The organism is Ferdinandcohnia sp. SAFN-114, assembly GCF_059415045.1.
Genome location: NZ_JBPFDQ010000062.1, coordinates 14,006 through 30,547 on the forward strand (window position 1 = coordinate 14,006; position 16,542 = coordinate 30,547).

The 16,542-nt window shown below is 40.1% G+C and carries 13 protein-coding genes and 1 riboswitch; of the genes, 2 read left to right on the forward strand and 11 right to left on the reverse strand.

The features are described 5' to 3' along the window. Positions 1-20 precede the first annotated feature (20 nt). Positions 21-106: riboswitch (cyclic di-GMP riboswitch) on the forward strand. A 19-nt stretch (positions 107-125) separates the two neighbouring features. After that, entirely contained in the window at positions 126-257 is a 132-nt protein-coding gene (locus tag ACR65M_RS18290; RefSeq protein WP_440274018.1) for a hypothetical protein, read from the forward strand. Between the two features lie 854 nt (positions 258-1,111). Beyond that, positions 1,112-3,790, forward strand: a complete 2,679-nt coding sequence (locus tag ACR65M_RS18295) for a GTP-binding protein (protein ID WP_440274019.1) — start codon at positions 1,112-1,114, stop codon at positions 3,788-3,790. Between the two features lie 84 nt (positions 3,791-3,874). On the opposite strand, the gene ACR65M_RS18300 is transcribed toward ACR65M_RS18295, so the two are convergent. The 11 genes from ACR65M_RS18300 to ACR65M_RS18350 all read right to left on the reverse strand — a co-directional run bounded on the left by ACR65M_RS18300 (position 3,875) and on the right by ACR65M_RS18350 (position 16,493). Next, entirely contained in the window at positions 3,875-4,825 is a 951-nt protein-coding gene (locus ACR65M_RS18300; RefSeq protein ID WP_440274020.1) for an acetylxylan esterase, read from the reverse strand. A 52-nt stretch (positions 4,826-4,877) separates the two neighbouring features. After that, complete coding sequence (locus ACR65M_RS18305; RefSeq protein WP_440274021.1) at positions 4,878-5,936, reverse strand: SGNH/GDSL hydrolase family protein; 1,059 nt, start codon at positions 5,934-5,936, stop codon at positions 4,878-4,880. An 89-nt stretch (positions 5,937-6,025) separates the two neighbouring features. Continuing rightward, complete coding sequence (locus ACR65M_RS18310) at positions 6,026-7,894, reverse strand: beta-N-acetylhexosaminidase (RefSeq protein ID WP_440274022.1); 1,869 nt, start codon at positions 7,892-7,894, stop codon at positions 6,026-6,028. A 1-nt stretch (position 7,895) separates the two neighbouring features. Beyond that, the gene (locus ACR65M_RS18315; RefSeq protein WP_440274023.1) at positions 7,896-8,630 is read right to left on the reverse strand and encodes an alpha/beta hydrolase; all 735 of its coding nucleotides are present in this window, start codon (positions 8,628-8,630) and stop codon (positions 7,896-7,898) included. Positions 8,631-8,648: 18 nt separating this feature from the next. Then, positions 8,649-9,527, reverse strand: a complete 879-nt coding sequence (locus ACR65M_RS18320) for an ROK family protein (RefSeq protein ID WP_440274024.1) — start codon at positions 9,525-9,527, stop codon at positions 8,649-8,651. Between the two features lie 84 nt (positions 9,528-9,611). Further along, complete coding sequence (locus tag ACR65M_RS18325; RefSeq protein ID WP_440274025.1) at positions 9,612-10,304, reverse strand: N-acetylmannosamine-6-phosphate 2-epimerase; 693 nt, start codon at positions 10,302-10,304, stop codon at positions 9,612-9,614. A 14-nt stretch (positions 10,305-10,318) separates the two neighbouring features. Continuing rightward, the gene (locus ACR65M_RS18330; protein WP_440274026.1) at positions 10,319-11,500 is read right to left on the reverse strand and encodes an alpha amylase family protein; all 1,182 of its coding nucleotides are present in this window, start codon (positions 11,498-11,500) and stop codon (positions 10,319-10,321) included. 15 nt (positions 11,501-11,515) lie between these two features. Beyond that, on the reverse strand, positions 11,516-13,090 hold the full coding sequence (locus tag ACR65M_RS18335; RefSeq protein WP_440274029.1) for an FAD-dependent oxidoreductase: 1,575 nt from the start codon (positions 13,088-13,090) through the stop codon (positions 11,516-11,518). A gap of 57 nt (positions 13,091-13,147) precedes the next feature. Beyond that, complete coding sequence (locus ACR65M_RS18340) at positions 13,148-14,713, reverse strand: DUF4127 family protein (RefSeq protein WP_440274027.1); 1,566 nt, start codon at positions 14,711-14,713, stop codon at positions 13,148-13,150. A 42-nt stretch (positions 14,714-14,755) separates the two neighbouring features. After that, positions 14,756-15,589: a carbohydrate ABC transporter permease gene (locus ACR65M_RS18345; protein ID WP_341333031.1), complete on the reverse strand. Its 834-nt coding sequence runs from the start codon at positions 15,587-15,589 to the stop codon at positions 14,756-14,758. Between the two features lie 13 nt (positions 15,590-15,602). Then, positions 15,603-16,493, reverse strand: a complete 891-nt coding sequence (locus ACR65M_RS18350) for a carbohydrate ABC transporter permease (protein WP_440274028.1) — start codon at positions 16,491-16,493, stop codon at positions 15,603-15,605. Positions 16,494-16,542: the final 49 nt, after the last annotated feature.

Genomic DNA, 16,542 nt, shown 5'->3' on the forward strand with positions numbered 1-16,542 from the left:
TACAGTATTTAATAGATTTCGTTGGATAATAGCAAAATCACGGAAACGTGAGGGCGCAAAGCTATAGGGACTAAAGTCCTGTCGACTAGGTCAGCCAGCTACCGAAAACGAGGAGGAAAAAACGTATGAGCACATGGGTCACACCAGAAGAAATGGAAAGAAAAAAAAAGAGAAACAAAATTCTTCTTTATATCCTACTTCCAATAACAGCCATCATAGTAAGTGCAGCAATAACAATACTAGCAAATAGAATATAATGGGGCACAGGGACAGATCCCTTGTCCCTGGTTTGGTCCTAACATTAGGCTTTTAATTATTCATTAAAACATATCCACCCTATGACAGAACTTTACACCCTCTTATTCCATTCAATAAATATCACATACACCCTTCATGATTGTGTAATACCCCATTGCCTAAGAAGAGCCATAGTGTTACCTCTCCAACTATCCGTCTAATCGTTCAATCTCACGTTAAAGGTCTTTGTCCCATTACAAAATATAGCCTTCCTGACCCGATTGTTTTCAATTCAAACGCTTTAAACTCTCTCAATATGTCAACTTGATGACCACATCCGGCCGTGCACTAAATCCTCACCTATGCTGTCACCAATAGCCCGACCAACGAATAAAGGAGTAGTACTGCCACCCAATAATAAAACTTGATCCGTTCGGAGGATTCAATCTTTTTCCTCTAACAGAATTGATCAATTTCTTTCAAGCTCTCTTCATTTCTAATATACATACATATGTTAACCCTAATTTCTGTGCATTCGGAAAGGGACTTTTTCCCCCTTGACCACTGAACTAAAAAGAGGTTTGATTGAATATAGCTTAGTTATTTAGTACAGTTAGCTTTAGGAGTATCTTTTAATAGAAAACTATTTTCATTTTCCAATAATCGACATAAAATCCACTTTTGAAACGTATTAATATATGATTTGGTATACGAATACCTTAAAAGAGAAATGAACCAAATAAAACATCACAAGACAGTGGGACACAAGCCAGGTCCCTTGTCCCAGAACGTGGCAAGATCTTGACATGGGACTTTGCCCATTGGGCGAGACCCCCCACTCATTTCCACTGTCCTAGCATTGGAGGTTTTACATATGACATCTGAGCATGAGTTTATTACAAAAACGTACTATCAAAGTTTTATTTCTGAAAATGATACGAGGCATCCGGTTGAGATTCTTGGTGAAGCATATATGGCTGAACAGGAGAAGGAGCTGTATGACCTGTCCTATATACGCTATGCGCAAGGTGAAGTTTATTTTCATTACAAGGATTATGAAGCCGCAATTTATAAGTGGGAGAACATCTCGAACGACTTAGAGCAGTGGGCGAAGAAGAATATTGCGGATGCGTATTATGAGCTTGGCTTGCTCGCAAATGCGGAAGAAGTATATGGCTCGATTATTTCGACAAATAAAATCCTGACAAGTGAAGTTTCGTTGAGCCTATTCTCACTCTATCTTGAGGATAATAAAGTTGAGGCAGCTTATCGTGTTATTCAGGAAGCAGTTGAAAGTTATCCGGATTATCCGAATCTTACAACGGTTGCCAAGCAATTTTACGAGGAGCAAGAAGATTGGAAAAATGCGATTGAATTGGCGATTAATGAAACGAAGCGAACAGAGGCTATCGAATGGTTTGATGCTTTAATTGATTACTGCGGATTAGGGCACAGTAGTTCATTTGCACCCGATACATTCGTTTCGGTACTGCGCAAGCTCTATGAACTTGACCAGGCAAGATTTAAACAACTAATGGCAGCTGTTTGGGAAAGCTATCAAAATACGAGCGAATATCTAAACTGGCTTCATGCCGTCATAAAAATCATGAAGGATTTAGAAATCAATCCGTACGAACAGTGGCATACCATTACTCACTTGTTCGAGGAAGCATATCTAAAATTAACAACTGGTGAATATTTATTGCGTGATATCGGTCAGCTTATGCCAAAATTGCTAGTCAATTGGTTAAACACAACGACTGCAACAAATGGGTTAGCTGCAGCTGCAGCGATCCTGGCGTGGGATGATATTTTCCCTTCCGCCATCAAAATGGTGATCGTAAAAGAGGCTGAAATTGTTCTAGAAAATGCACATAGCCGTACATTATCCCTAGATGAATGCCACCACTTCATGAAAACCATCATTGATTGGGCTCGAAAAAATAATATCGAAACGAGCGACCGTTTAGTATGGGGCTTTGATCAACTTTTTGATACGAAAACAACGAATTTACTTGTTCTAGGAAAAGGTAAGTTTTCTTTTGTAAATTCGATATTAGATGAGGAATTATTAACTCCAACTCTTTCTAATTATACAAGCATTCAATACGGAGCAGAAAAAGGAATAGCCGACGTGTCGGACGCTGGTCGTCATCCCCTACCAAGTCCGGAGGAAGCCATTACTCCAGACTCTATTTTAGAAGTGACAGTGCCATCGGCCCAGTTACGGACGTCTGAACTACGATTGAATACCACTGGATATAAAGAGTATTTTATGGAAAAGAGAAAAACGTTCGGCTTCTTACCCGTTGTCGATGGTGTTTTATTCGTGAGCGATGCGGAAAGCCTGTCAGAGGCTGATTTTGACTATCTCGCGCAAATTAAACATAGCGCTAAGAATACGCCTGTACATTTTGTATTGCGAAATACATTGGACACAGTGAGAATAAATGAGTATTTCCCTGAAGCGGTGATTCATTCAGTACGAAACATGAACTTCTTACGTGATATTAAAGTAAGCTTCGGAACGAATTATCGTGTTGGAAAAACACTATTTTTACTGAGAAAAGTGATTTCCAGCCTGTTAAAAAAACGTGCTGATGCAGAGAACAAATTACTTGAAGTAATCGCGCATAATGAGGAATACAATACAAGATTAGCTGGATTTTTAAATAGCCTTCATGATAAGGAAAACGAGAAGAGCAAAGAGATTACAGATTCATTCTCCAAAGTAATCTCGGATGTTAAACGAGATATTTCTGAAAAAATACCAAAAATCCTTACAGGGTGTTCGGAGATTATTACAGAAGACAGCAACCTCAACCAATTGCATATTGAGTTAAATGAAAAAATGAACGAAGAGATTCAGCGATTATTCTCTCAAGAGGTTTTACCAGGTCTCTCAACGAAGCTTCAAGAGTGGCTCGAAAACTCAAATTCGAAATTGGTTGCGACACAAGACTATTTAGATGACATGACTCAGTCACTGTCAGAAGTCTATCCTGAAAAAGAGCTCAAGTTGGAATGCGACTTTAAAGTCGTTGAAGACTGGCACCGAGACATTGGTCGCATGACGTATCAAATCCAAATTGATAAGGAAAACATCATGCTTCGCCACAATCCAGCGCAAGTATTGCTGAAAGGCGCAGGCAAAGTATTAGGCTTGCTACCACAAAAGCAACAATCTTACATGCTGAATCAATATAAAAAGTATGTAGAAAATGCGTCCTATGCCGAAGTTGTGGAATCCATCCAACGTAAATTCTGGCAGCAATTCGACTTTTTCAAGCGGTCATTGCCACAGGATGTCAGCTTATTCTACAAGGAACCTTTAGATGGACTATCACAAGCGATTGACCAAACGAACAGTCGTATCGAACAAGACAAAGAAACCTTGGCAAAAATGAAAGCAAACCCAGAAGTCTACTACGACCCATTGAAACTATTCGAAACAAGACTCGTACACTACGAAAAAATCGTGGGACGCAGGGACAGGTCCCTTGTCCCAGCAACTGGAGACATGGGGACAGATTCGCTGCACAACAAATCCTAATCAATTCAAACTGGCACAATGAGTGGGTTTAGCCACTCGTTGTGCCTTGTTTTTTTTCATAAAGTTTTCGTGAACTTCTTACTTTTATAAATTCTCATTCACATACTTAAGCGTATCATCAAGATGTGTGCTAATGCCCCCGACGTTATGTCCAGTAAACGGGTAAACGACATAACTCTTCTCTGCTTCAATATGATTATATACGCCAAAAATCGATTGAGGTGAACAAACCGGATCTTTCAGCGCAATCGTTACTCTCGTCTTACTTTTTATCATGGAGGCAAAATTCAGATTATCGAAGTAAGTAAGGTTATGGAAAACCCGATATGTTTTTTCAGGATACTTTGCTAAATAATTTTCGAGGCTAACTAACGACCCTTTTAGCTTCAGCTGAATTGCTAGTTCAATATGACACATATTCGGTACATCAGCTATAACTATTTTAGGTCGATTATCAAGGGCGGCCACGGCTAGCGCAATTCCTCCACCCATGCTGCCACCATAAATGCAGATCCGACTTTTATCGATTTCAGGTCTTGAAAATAGAAAATCAATGGCGCGTTTACTATCGATGTATACTTTTCGATAATAATACTCGGCTTTGTTTAAAATACCATGCAACACCCACGTTCCATTTGTACCCGTCATATAGCCTGAGTCGTCGCTACTTTCACCATGACCACGATTATCAATCGCTAGAACGGCATATCCTTGTATAACCCATTTCATATAATCTGAAATAGACCCTTTATCCATGCCATAACCGTGGTACAAAATGATACAAGGTAGACTTCCCTTTGCTTCTTTCGGTAATATATAATGCCCTCTTATCGGTGTTCCACCAAATCCTTGGTAGGTAACCTTATAGGCGTCAATCTGCTTAATTGGATATTCTTCTCTTACTAGATGGCTTTGTAAAGGGAGTTGCTCGGACTCCTTTATCGAATCTTCCCAAAATGTGTGGAAATCGTCCGTCTTTGTTAAAGGTGGTTTATATGATTCATATTCTTTGATTTGTTGTTCAAAATATAACAAAGTAACCCTCCCAAATACTTATAATCGTTTCCTGAGCATTGACTAGGACCCACTAATCACCTTTTTGGGTCTTTAAAAAAGCAAACGCACTCTCCATACGATTCGCCATTTCCATGAATCCTAAGTCATTCGGATGGATCCGATCGACTGTGCATTCATGCCAATATTCGCCTAACAATGTTGATCCATCTATAAATGAAATTTTCGTATCTCCCTGTTGCTTTAACTTTTCCATCGTTGATTTCGAGTACTGCCTACGGTTTTGATAGTCTTCATATTCTCCTATTTCTTTGTCATGTACAAATGGAATTCTTGACACGATGAGAATAGGAACATCCGAATGATACTCCCGATAGGTTTCGATAAAAGGAAGTAGTGTCTCTTTATATTCCTTGTACGATACATTTGCCTCATAATCAAGGACAAGGCAGGCTGGACGTTCGATTTCTCTGATGGTTAAGGCCACCCCTTGCTCACCTCTCCCGCTTCCGGAGAATCCTAAATTAATAAATTCAAAATTAAATCTTCGGCTAAGGATATTTGTGTACGACATACCAGGCCTACTTGCACAGGCCCCCTGTGTAATGGATGTACCATAGAAAATCACTCGTTTATCTGAAGAATACGGAGTAGGTGATTCAATAATTGCACTTGGATTTATTCCGATTAAAACCTCTTCTACCCCCTGATACAAAGGAAAATACAACGTTACTTCTCTAGAATGCTCGATTGAGTGTTGATTACTGTTGGTAAAATCCCAAACTGTTTTCTCGTAAGATCGATCAAGAAGTGATGGAATGGCAGTTGTATAATACTGTTGTCGTCCAGGTTCGCCCACGTATACATCAAAGCCACACTGACCAGAAGCCGTCATATGCCCCATGTAAGCTGCATCCGTTAGCTTTACTTTTATTTCAAGCTTGGTAGCATTCGTCCGAAAACTAATTTGTCCACCAGACGTATGATCCGCTAACTCATCCACTCGTGGCGGAATTTGAAAATCTGAATTGACAGGTAGTCGCCGATATCGTTCTTCTGCGTTAAACCATGCAAAGCCACTTATACGAAAAGGCTTCTCCTTCGGGTTGTACCACTGCATCTTCTCTTGCACACTTCATCCCCCCATCTGGGTCAAGGGGACAGGCCCCCTCGTCCCACCATTTTTTACAGGGACAAGGGACCTGTCCCTCTGTCCCACAATTATGTCGCGCTTGCTGTGGCGATTCGGTTGTAGGTTTCGCCTCTACCTAGAGTTACGTTTTCGGGGAATTGTTCTGGACCGTCGTAGCGTAGTCGCACTTCTTCTAATTCGGCTAGTGTTGTAATATGACCGTTCAGCCATTGATTTAATCGATATTGTGCTGTTTCCAACCGTGATAGTAAGCCGCCGTAACGCATGTCTAGAACTTCCCATCCGAACGGTTTATTGACGGTAAACCATACATCTCTGTGTGACTTTCGTAAAGCATCAATCTCAACTCTAAGTACCTCTACCTTTTCAAGACACACCTTAACCCCTGCTTTATCCCCTTTATCATAGGCAAGCTTTAGCTGATTTCCCAGTTCCGCCTTTTCGCTTAATACTCTTGCTAGCTGCTCATAAAAGCAAAACAATTTTTCAGCGCCTAGATTACGTTCCTTAGCCGCCTTAAGCTTTTCCACTAAACCTTTGTAATGATTAGCAATCGGCAATCCTTTAATGTTTTCATCAAACAGTCCCATTAGGACATCTTGCCAAAGCAAAAATTTAGACGGGTTTGAGGAATATAAATTATCTTTCATGACTCCAGGGACCTCGTCCAATTGATTTAACAAAAAGAAATCATTTAACTGATAACCTGTGCAGTAATAAAAACGCTCTTCCAAATGCTCACTGCTTACTTCTTGATGATAGGTGTGCTCAGCAAACAATTGCAGTCCTGGAAGTGCGACTTGAATTGGAGTTTCCGCTCCATTGTCACCCCACATGGTTGTAAATACTTCTTTAATTCCTGTTTTTCTACAGGCATTTAAAGCAGCTTCCGAATTTCGAAAGGCCCTCGCATAGTTCGGAGAGATTCCATTCCAAGTCCATATTCCTCCTGCAAAAAGTGGATTGGGCACAATTTGTTTATGAGTATTTAACATTCCCTCATAAAATTCCTCATCGGCATGATAATAATCCCAATACACCATTTGGACGTTAGGAATAGATTGTTTAACCTGTTCCAATATTGTTTCATCAAAGTCATAATAATTCCCGTTTTTAGAAGCTAAACGAAAATACATGTCACTCCAAATCATTGGTTCCAAGCCGAATTCCTCGGTAATTGATACAACTTCCTGAAGGTGCTTGTTCATAATTTCAAAACGGTCATCATACCCATTTTTCTCCATATATTTACCGCGACCTAACTGCAAGGCTTCATCCATGCCGATATGAATCCTTTTTGTCCGATACGGTCTAACAGCAGCCTCAATCAAATGTTTCAAAAATTCATAGGTTTTCGGCTCACCGACGAGCAGTATATCATCTGTATCCTTAATTTCATTCGCATAGCCCCACTTCAGCGCTTCCTTTAAATGTGCCAATGTTTGGATACACGGTATCATTTCGATCCCTAATTGAAACGCATAGTCATCACAATCCCGAATTTCCTGTTCGGAATACTTTCCACGCATGTATCCGAAATACGGGACATCTGGAACCTCATACGTATCCTCTGTATAAACCATCGCCATGTTTAAGCCCATTACGGCCATTTTACGCAACAACATTTTTATGCCGTCTACCGTTAAAACAGCATTCCTGGAAACATCAATCATCGCCCCACTTGTTTCAAATTGAGGCTCTTCTGTTAGATGGAACTCATTGCTTTTTTCCATATGCTGTAGCCATAACCCTAACCCTCTGAAAAAGTGAATCTTCTTATCAAAGATGATCTGTTTGTTCGTCACGACCAACGGACCTTGGCGATTTACCACTTCAATCGGGTATCCATCCTCCGCCATTTCTAATCCCAAATCATCACTAAGAATTCGAACTCCATCTAGTACCTCGGCTAAATCACCTGTAAAACGTATCTTCATGTCAAACCTCCTTCACAGGGGCAGTGGACCAGTCCCAACAGAAAAAGTCAAGCGCACGGGGTAGATCCCGCTCCCACACTTTCCACAGATGCTCATCTTCTGTTTCGATGTATTGCACGTTTATATTTTTCGTTGTAAAGCTTCTATATAACTCTCGGTTTCTAGTTAAGATAAGTAATTTTTGATCTGAAATTGAGGATACAAATTCATCTTCATAAGTCCCAACGGTTTGAAGCACATTCCATCCTGCAAAGTCCACTTCTTCCACCCGCTCAATATCCCCATCAGAAATAGCCGGAGACTGAAGCAATAAATGCGTCCAACTTTCCGGCTTCTCTAATGCGATATTTATACTTATATTCCCTGCCAACGAGTCCCCCAAGAGGCCTCTTCTAGAAACGCTAACCCCTAGGTTTCTTTCAAACTCAGGAATGAACTCATCGTTCATAAAACGCAGGTATTGATGAAAGAAGGCGCCTGTTCGACTAAATGATTCCCATCTTTCAATCGAATCCCCAGGGTGAATCAGCACGAGCACAAGGTGGTTGGCCAACTCGGGATTCGCAGATACTAAATCCTGAATCGCGTCCTCCAATCCACCTAGTTCTATATAATCACGGCCATCCTGGACGTATAATAGATAAGCATCCTCAATATTTTCACTTAACGTTAGGACCATGTAATCTAGTGTTTTGTTTAAATGAGAACTATAAAATGTTCGATTGGATTTATTCATTGTATTTAGCCCCTTTAGCTAAATTTTGTGCAGCGATATCGCGCCGTAAAGCCCGGATTTATTGCCATTTTTGGATCTCAAAATAATCACATCTGAATAACTGTCCATAATGTGTTTTTGAACCTTTTCCGATACAAGCTTGACAGCTAAGTCCTGTTCCATGATGCCTCCACCCAAAATGACACAAGGAGGGTTAAAGATATGTATTAAACTGGCAAGACCAAGCGCCACTTCATTCGTCCATTTATCAAAAACTTCATATAACTGTTCATCACCTTGCTGAATCATTTCAAATAGCTGTCTACCGTTCGTACAGTCAGGATTTGTCTTTTTCGCTTCCCTGATAAGGGCTGTTGTAGAGCCATATTGTTCATAACACCCCAACTTACCACAACCGCACTGGATTCCATTTGGATATAGATTCATATGGCCAAATTCTCCAGCACTACCCGTAAAACCGCGATACAACTTTGAATCGATTACAATCGCTCCACCAATACCTGTTCCAAAAGTTAAAAATAGAAAATCACGATATTCCTTGCCAACCCCGTAATATTTTTCACCAAGAGCTGCTGAATTCACATCGTTTTCTACCTTTACAGGTACGTTAAACCTCGATTCTAGTAAATCCTTTATCCGGGTACCAGTATAGTTTGGTAGATTGTCATTTGCGTAGATAATATACCCTTCTTCACTATTTACCTGACCAGCTGTACTAATGCTGATTGCGTCTATATCTGGGTAAGTAGCGATGATATCTCCCAATTTTTGAATAATATGTGGACCACCTTTTTTACTCTCCGTTTCAACCTCATCAAAAATCTGAACCGTGCCGCTCTCATCAGTCACACAGATTTTGATCGATGTCCCACCAATATCCGCAGCAAATATTTTCATCTCTCTCTCACCTCACTGGGTCACAGGGACAGGTGCCTCGTCCCACCATATTTTTACAGGGACAAGGGACCTGTCCCCTTGTCCCTAATCCTGTAAAGCATTTAGAAATCGTTTTGTTATTTCTTGTGGACGTGTGATTGCGGATCCAACTACTGCTGAATGGACTCCTGTTGCCATGACTTCCTTTAGTTCCTCGGGCGATGAAATTCCACCCTCAGCAATGATTGGTACACTCAAATGTTCCACAAATTCTTTTATCAACTTAATATTGGGCAGTTTTACATCCTTCGTGTATTCGGTATAGCCTGACAATGTGGTCCCAACCGCATCAAATCCTATTTTTTCTGCTTGAATGCCCTCTTCTAAAGTTGAGCAGTCCGCCATAAAGAGTTGATCAGGATATGTTCGTCTGATTTCTGGAAAAATCTCAGTAATTGTATGGCCATCTGGTCGTACTCGGCTTGTCGCATCTAGCGCAATCATATCGACACCTTCATTTACAAGAAGCTCTATTTCTTTCAATGTTGGGGTGATAAAAACCTCCGAGTTATCGTAATCCTGTTTAATGATTCCAATGATTGGCAGGTTGGTTACCTTCTTTATCTCATGGATATCTTCAACACTGTTAGCCCTAATACCACTTGCACCTGCCTGAGTTGCAGCTACAGCCATTTTACTCATAATATAGGGGCTATGAAGAGGCTCATCCGGTAATGCTTGGCAAGATACAACTAACCTTCTATATATTTTGTCAAAAAACCCTTGTTTGTTTTCCATGTCATCCACTCCAATTACTTACTAATGGATTTTTCTAGCTCATCCCACCATTGATAATCCTCTAAATACACTGTGTCAAACAGCATAACTCCATTTGATTTTTCCTTACAAAGCTGCACAGCCTTTTTAAATTGTTCAACATTGTCGGCATAATCTTTTAAATATAAGCTCGCAATCACTGGAATTTGTCCATTAATTGCTTCCTGACTCATCTCTATCGCGCCCTCAACACTATACCAAGTTGCAGGTCTTTCGTTTGCTAACGCTTCCTCAATTGTTACCTCCGGGTAATAGCAGCCTGTCATGATAAAATCGAATTCCTCTGCATATCCAGACGTGTTGTGCGTATCTGAAGTCCAATCCAACGTAGGGTGATATGTCTCACTCCCCCAGTTAACGCCTTCGTTATAATATAATGGATACCACGATCCCACATAGATTGTGAAAATCAAATCTGAATTCCTTGTTTTAACCACATTTTTTGCTTTTTGAACAAAGTTTTTAATATTCTTCGCACGGAACTCCGCCCATTTCGGAAAAAGACGACCAAAAACAGGTTTCTTATCCTCAACAGTCATAATATCCTGCGGCCAGTTGATAACTTCTTGACCGATATAAGCTTCAAACTTTGAACGACTCAAGCTACTAAAATCTCCATATATATTCGGATAGCGGCATCTGTCCAAAACAACGCCATCTATTTCATACTTGCTTACAATCTCTTGAACGATATTTAGTTCATAGGCCTCTACTTCTGGATGAATCGGATTCACAAAAACCGTAGGATCATTGTGGTTTTCCGCAGCTGTTGGCATATTTGAAAGGGCTTGGTCATAGTGAACTACCTGCCACTCAGGCTTGGCATAGACCATTCCTTCTTTATCGATTCCATTTCCTTCTGCAAATACATCGACATTTGCGATTACTTTCATCCCAGATCCTTTTGCATAATGAATCATTTCTTGAAGAAAGTCTCGGCCTTTCCATTCGTGATATTGCTCATCCTTCAATTCACTTACATGATAGGCAAACTCACTTGGGTACGTTGTAAATCCATATGGAATTTTTGCATCCACTACAAGATGTGTAATCTCGCATCTAACGGCATGTTTGATTAACTCTTTCATTTTTTCCGGGTCTAATAATCGAGAACCATTTGCTAAAAAGTCAACCCATAATATATTTGGTTGTTCCATTTGGTCTTCTCCCCCTTATAAGTCAATATCATCTGGCCAGTGTAGCTGAACGCCATGATTTACTAATAGATTTTGATAGTCATCTAAGTACTCCTGCTGTTCTCTCACCTGATGCGGAGTCACATTGTTTAAGAGTGAATACGCCACTAAGTAACCTGCTGATTCTCCAATATTCCATTCTGTTGGATGAAGCCTGTAGCAACCATTCGTAATTTGGGTAGTCCCTATGTTTTTACAAGCAGGAATCAGATTCTTTACACGCACTGGCAATAGAGCGCCAAGCGGTATTTCATATGGGAAATTCGGGATATAAAAGCTTCGGTTTGATACCGTTGTGTGATGTAAATCTAGATGATAGCTACCAACACCAACGCTATCGTAATACTCACAAATCCCTTGGTCTCCTCTTATTTCTTTACTAACGTCATGTTCTGTAATGGTGTAAACAGCTTTTATTCTTCTTGATTCACGAATGTAAGGATATTTCGCTAGGCCATCCTCTGTATCCAATACATCTTTGCGAAGTCTTAATCCAGGGAATCCTTTCCCTCCATCAAGTCTAGGTGCTTCTGTTTGCAGCCAATATAAAAGAGACAAGCTTTGTTGTTTTGCATTAAATAGGTTTTTTTCAATTTCCTCTTCAGGTACTTCATAAATTGGACCTAAAAAATAATCATTTTGCGCCCAATTGATAAGGGAAATGTCACCTTCATATAAATTCCCTTCCAAATTCTCTGTATCTAGTATTCTTCGATATGTAAATAAGGAAGGAATATCTTCATCATTTGGAAAAAGTGTAAACTGCTTAAGCTTCGATGTATCATCCGCATCTGTTGCATACCAGCTAAAGAGAGGCAAATGAGAGAAACTCGGCATATATTCACGCCAAAAGTCATACTGTTCTGGCTTATCGATTACAAAATTTCCACCCTCTACATAGTCCACTGCGAACACATAGGTAAAGGATTGCATATCGATTGGATTCGCCTCTTCTAAAGCATGCGGTTCACCAGTTTCTTTCATTGATTCTGCTCCAGTTACATATTCGACACCGGCAATTGGTAAAACATCTCCACATTCGGTAGCATCTAAGAAATATTGACCAATCAACTCGATCTTTTTAGGCTCGCTAATGTGAGTAACGGTGACAGATTTTACAACATCCTCTTCAGTTTTTGCTTCTAAAGGCTTATAGTTGTAAAGGACTGTTATTTTCCCACTGTTAATGTATGGGGCAAGCATATCCTCAATCACCTTTAATGAAACCTTTGGTTCATGAGCTAACCGGCTTACCCAACCATTTCCAGGGTTCAAAATGTCATTCTCCAATGCTTCCTTCGTAAGCGGATAGTTATCGCGATAATATTGGCGCACACGATCTCTAAATTCACGAAAAGTGGCTGTACAACCATATCTTTCAATCCATTTATGTTCATCCGGAGGTACCGCCTGACTCGTAAGCTGTCCGCCTAGCCAATCTGTTTCTTCCGTCATAATGACCTTTAACCCCATTTTGGCAACAGCCAAGGAAGCCATACACCCTCCTAAACCTCCACCAATCACAACAACATCTGAAATTCTGCGATCCATCACTAGCAGCAACTCCTTTTTGGGACACAGGGACAGGTCCCTTGTCCCACCATTTTTTTACAGGGACGAGGAACCTGTCCCTCTGACCCGGATATGTTCAACTTTTAAGCCAACTTCAAACATTCGGCTCCATGGCATGTAGCAATCTGTAATTCGTAGTTCATTTTCTTCGTCGATAAGATTCTCTTTTATAAACGCAGTTAATTGTTCCTGCACAATTTCAGAAACCTTTCCACGTTTTCCGTCAACAAGGAAATAGTCATATCCTAACTCTGGCAGGATGTTATTTGTAACATTTTTTCTGACTGTGCTACAATATCCCGCATCTTCGACATAGCGTAGTGCTAGAAAATCCTTATGAGTTTGTGTATTTCCATAAACATGATAGAACATCCCTTGTGCAATGCATGTTCCCAGTGTATTCGAGCTCGTATTCCAGCCTGCATACCCCGCTAATTTAAAAAGAAGATTCTTCCTTTTTAATAGCTTGAGAAGGCCTAAATCTGAACCATTAGCAAATGCAACATCAGCCACCACGCACGGTATGTTTCTTTCCTTTACTGTAAATTCGAGCTGCTCCACAAAATCAATTAAGTTACGATTCACCTGATATTTTGTACTTAGACTATCTTGATAGGCAGCCTCCATCATAGGCTCTACGGGTGAATTTAAAAATAGAGCAAGATCAGCTTCAGCAAGACTTGAAGTCATCAGTCCACCCGCTGCTAAAATTTGATATTTGAGAGTCTCCATTAATGGGCGATCCTCATACAAAGGTGTGACAGAGGGGCCTTGCATACTTGAGAAGACTGGATAGACCAATGGTCTTTTCCCTTTAAAGTTGTTGAGCATTCTCGCTAGCATCGTACAACCTACTTCATCTGCACCTGGATACATGTATACATCTAACTCGAGATGATGAGTAGCAATCGCTCCCCTTACCTCCTGCTGGTCAATCGCCGTCCAACCGTAAGGTGCAGAATCATCTTGTGGAATGATCATAAAATCAATCGTTCCATTATTCACATATTCAAGGGCAAGCTTGTTTACTTCAACATTGACTTTTCTGCGAGAAAGATAGTCATCTACAACCTCTTTTGGAAGCTGTTGCTTAAGTTCTTCGTACTGTTTTTCATCTTCTTCAGATGCAAGATTGGCAGAAAGTAAGTGATGCAATCTGCCATATTGGAAGATTTCACTTCCCCAATCCTCGTAATAGTCCGGTTCTTCATCACTGCTTGAATATTTCGGACATCTCATGATTAAGTTGAATGCGTATATTTTTACTTCTGGATTAACTTCCTTAATTTGTGAAAGCCTCGCTAACACATCTCTGCACTCATCCAATGTTAAATGGTGCAATCTAGACGGAATGATTCCGCCATATAACAATGTATCGATTGATAGAATGAGACCGTCTGCATCCACCGCTTCCTCGAACAGCCATTCCCAAATCTTTTCCGTATTTCCAGGTGTTTTTTTATCTCCCATCAGACTCAAATCTGGTCGTACGAGATTCACTTCACCGTGGGACGAGGGACCTGTCCCCCTGTCCCACAGAAGGCTTGGGAAGTCATAGTTACATGGGCGTTCGTCTAGTGGGATGTAAGCAATTTTATACATTTGATATCTCCCTTTTTCTTAGCACTTTTTATTTCAGGTGGTTTATCCTTTAACCGCTCCTGCAAGTCCTTCCATATAATATTTCTGAGTGAATAAAAACACGAATATGATGGGTATTACTGAGATTACTGTACCTGCAGCAATCCACCCAAAGTTATAGGAGAACTGACCATTTAAAAAGCTTAATGCTGAAGCTAATGGGTATTTTTCTGTATCTAGGACAATGATCGGCCAAAGGAAACTATTCCAGTTCGCCATAAATTCAAACAAGCCCACAACTGCGACTGCTGGTTTGATCATTGGCATCATTAATTGAACCCAAATCCGGAATTCGGAAGCGCCGTCCATTTTTCCTGAATCCCTGATATCGCCTGGAATCCCCATGAATGCTTGTCTAAAGAGGAAGACGTTAAATACAGAGACCAGTGTTGGAAGGACTACCCCGGTAAATGTATTAATTAACCCCAAATTATTAATCGTTAAATAGTTAACAACAAGTCCTGCAGCTGCAGGAATAATCATTGTCGATACGAGTAACATGAAAATGACATTTCTTCCTTTAAAATTGAAAATAGCTAACGGATATGCTGTTAAAGCACTAAATATAATACTTAATGTGACACCTAAGAAGGTGATGATCACGGTGTTCCAAATATATTTAAGAAAATCCATATACTCCCAAACTTCTATATAGTTTTTGAAGTCAATAAAAGTTGGCAGTATCGCAGGTGGAAACGCGAAAATATTCTTACCAGGCATGAGTGACACACTGATTAGCCAAAGAAATGGCCCCATCATGAAGATGGCAAATAAGATTAACAACACATAAACGATTGTTTTACTGACAATTTTTTTAAATAGATTCGTATTTTTCATAGGTTCATCCATATTAATATGGATTTACACCACCCCTCTTGTTAAACAGGAAGACGAAAATACTGAAGAACATGATAATGAAACTTACGACTAATCCTAGTGCAGATGAATAGCCAAACTCAAATTGTTCGAATCCCTGCTGGTAGATATAGACACTACTTGTTAAAGTTGCATTACCAGGTCCACCAGACGTTAATACGAATACCTCATCAAACACTCGAATCGCTGCCATTAAGGAGACTAACGTACATAAGAATACATATGGCTTTAATAACGGAATCGTGATTTTACTAATGATTTGCCAGTTACTAGCACCATCGATTCTTGCTGCCTCAATACAATCGGTTGGGACTGCTTGTAGGCCAGCAAGATAAATCATCATATAGTAACCCAAGCCCTTCCATAATGTGATAAACATGAGGGCCCATAGAGCGGTATCTTTATCCGATAACCAATTCACTTTTTCATCTAATATTCCAATTGACATTAAGAGATAGTTGAGAACCCCATTTGAACTCATCAACCAACCCCAAATAATGGCAACAGCAACCATTGATGTAACAACTGGAATATAATAAGCCGTTCTAAAAAACTTAATACCTACCATTTTTCGATTTACTAGAATTGCCATCAAGATGGAGATAATTTGGATAAAAGGCACAATAATCATATAGAGTAGAGAGTTTTTAAGCGAAGCAATAAAATCAACGTCAGAAAATGCACGTTTAAAGTTGTCCAGTCCTACGAACGATGTTTCTCCTATAACCGAATAGTTCGTAAATGCCAAAGGAAGACTGAAAATGATCGGCCAAAAGGTGAATAGAGCAAGCAATATCAACCCTGGCGCCATAAAAAGCCATGCAGTTTGTACCTCGTTGTGGACTAACCTAAAATAGTGAGACAATATAAAACACCTCCAAAATGGCAATACTTGAGATAAGTATTGTGACATT

Excerpts from the sequence above, each read along its gene's own strand:
- ACR65M_RS18290 (WP_440274018.1), top strand. The coding sequence starts at position 126 with ATGAGCACATGGGTCACACCAGAAGAAATGGAAAGAAAAAAAAAGAGA.
- ACR65M_RS18295 (WP_440274019.1), top strand. The coding sequence starts at position 1,112 with ATGACATCTGAGCATGAGTTTATTACAAAAACGTACTATCAAAGTTTT.
- ACR65M_RS18310 (WP_440274022.1), bottom strand. The coding sequence starts at position 7,894 with ATGAAGATACGTTTTACAGGTGATTTAGCCGAGGTACTAGATGGAGTT.
- ACR65M_RS18315 (WP_440274023.1), bottom strand. The coding sequence starts at position 8,630 with ATGAATAAATCCAATCGAACATTTTATAGTTCTCATTTAAACAAAACA.
- ACR65M_RS18320 (WP_440274024.1), bottom strand. The coding sequence starts at position 9,527 with ATGAAAATATTTGCTGCGGATATTGGTGGGACATCGATCAAAATCTGT.
- ACR65M_RS18325 (WP_440274025.1), bottom strand. The coding sequence starts at position 10,304 with ATGGAAAACAAACAAGGGTTTTTTGACAAAATATATAGAAGGTTAGTT.
- ACR65M_RS18330 (WP_440274026.1), bottom strand. The coding sequence starts at position 11,500 with ATGGAACAACCAAATATATTATGGGTTGACTTTTTAGCAAATGGTTCT.
- ACR65M_RS18335 (WP_440274029.1), bottom strand. The coding sequence starts at position 13,090 with ATGGATCGCAGAATTTCAGATGTTGTTGTGATTGGTGGAGGTTTAGGA.
- ACR65M_RS18340 (WP_440274027.1), bottom strand. The coding sequence starts at position 14,713 with ATGTATAAAATTGCTTACATCCCACTAGACGAACGCCCATGTAACTAT.
- ACR65M_RS18345 (WP_341333031.1), bottom strand. The coding sequence starts at position 15,589 with ATGAAAAATACGAATCTATTTAAAAAAATTGTCAGTAAAACAATCGTT.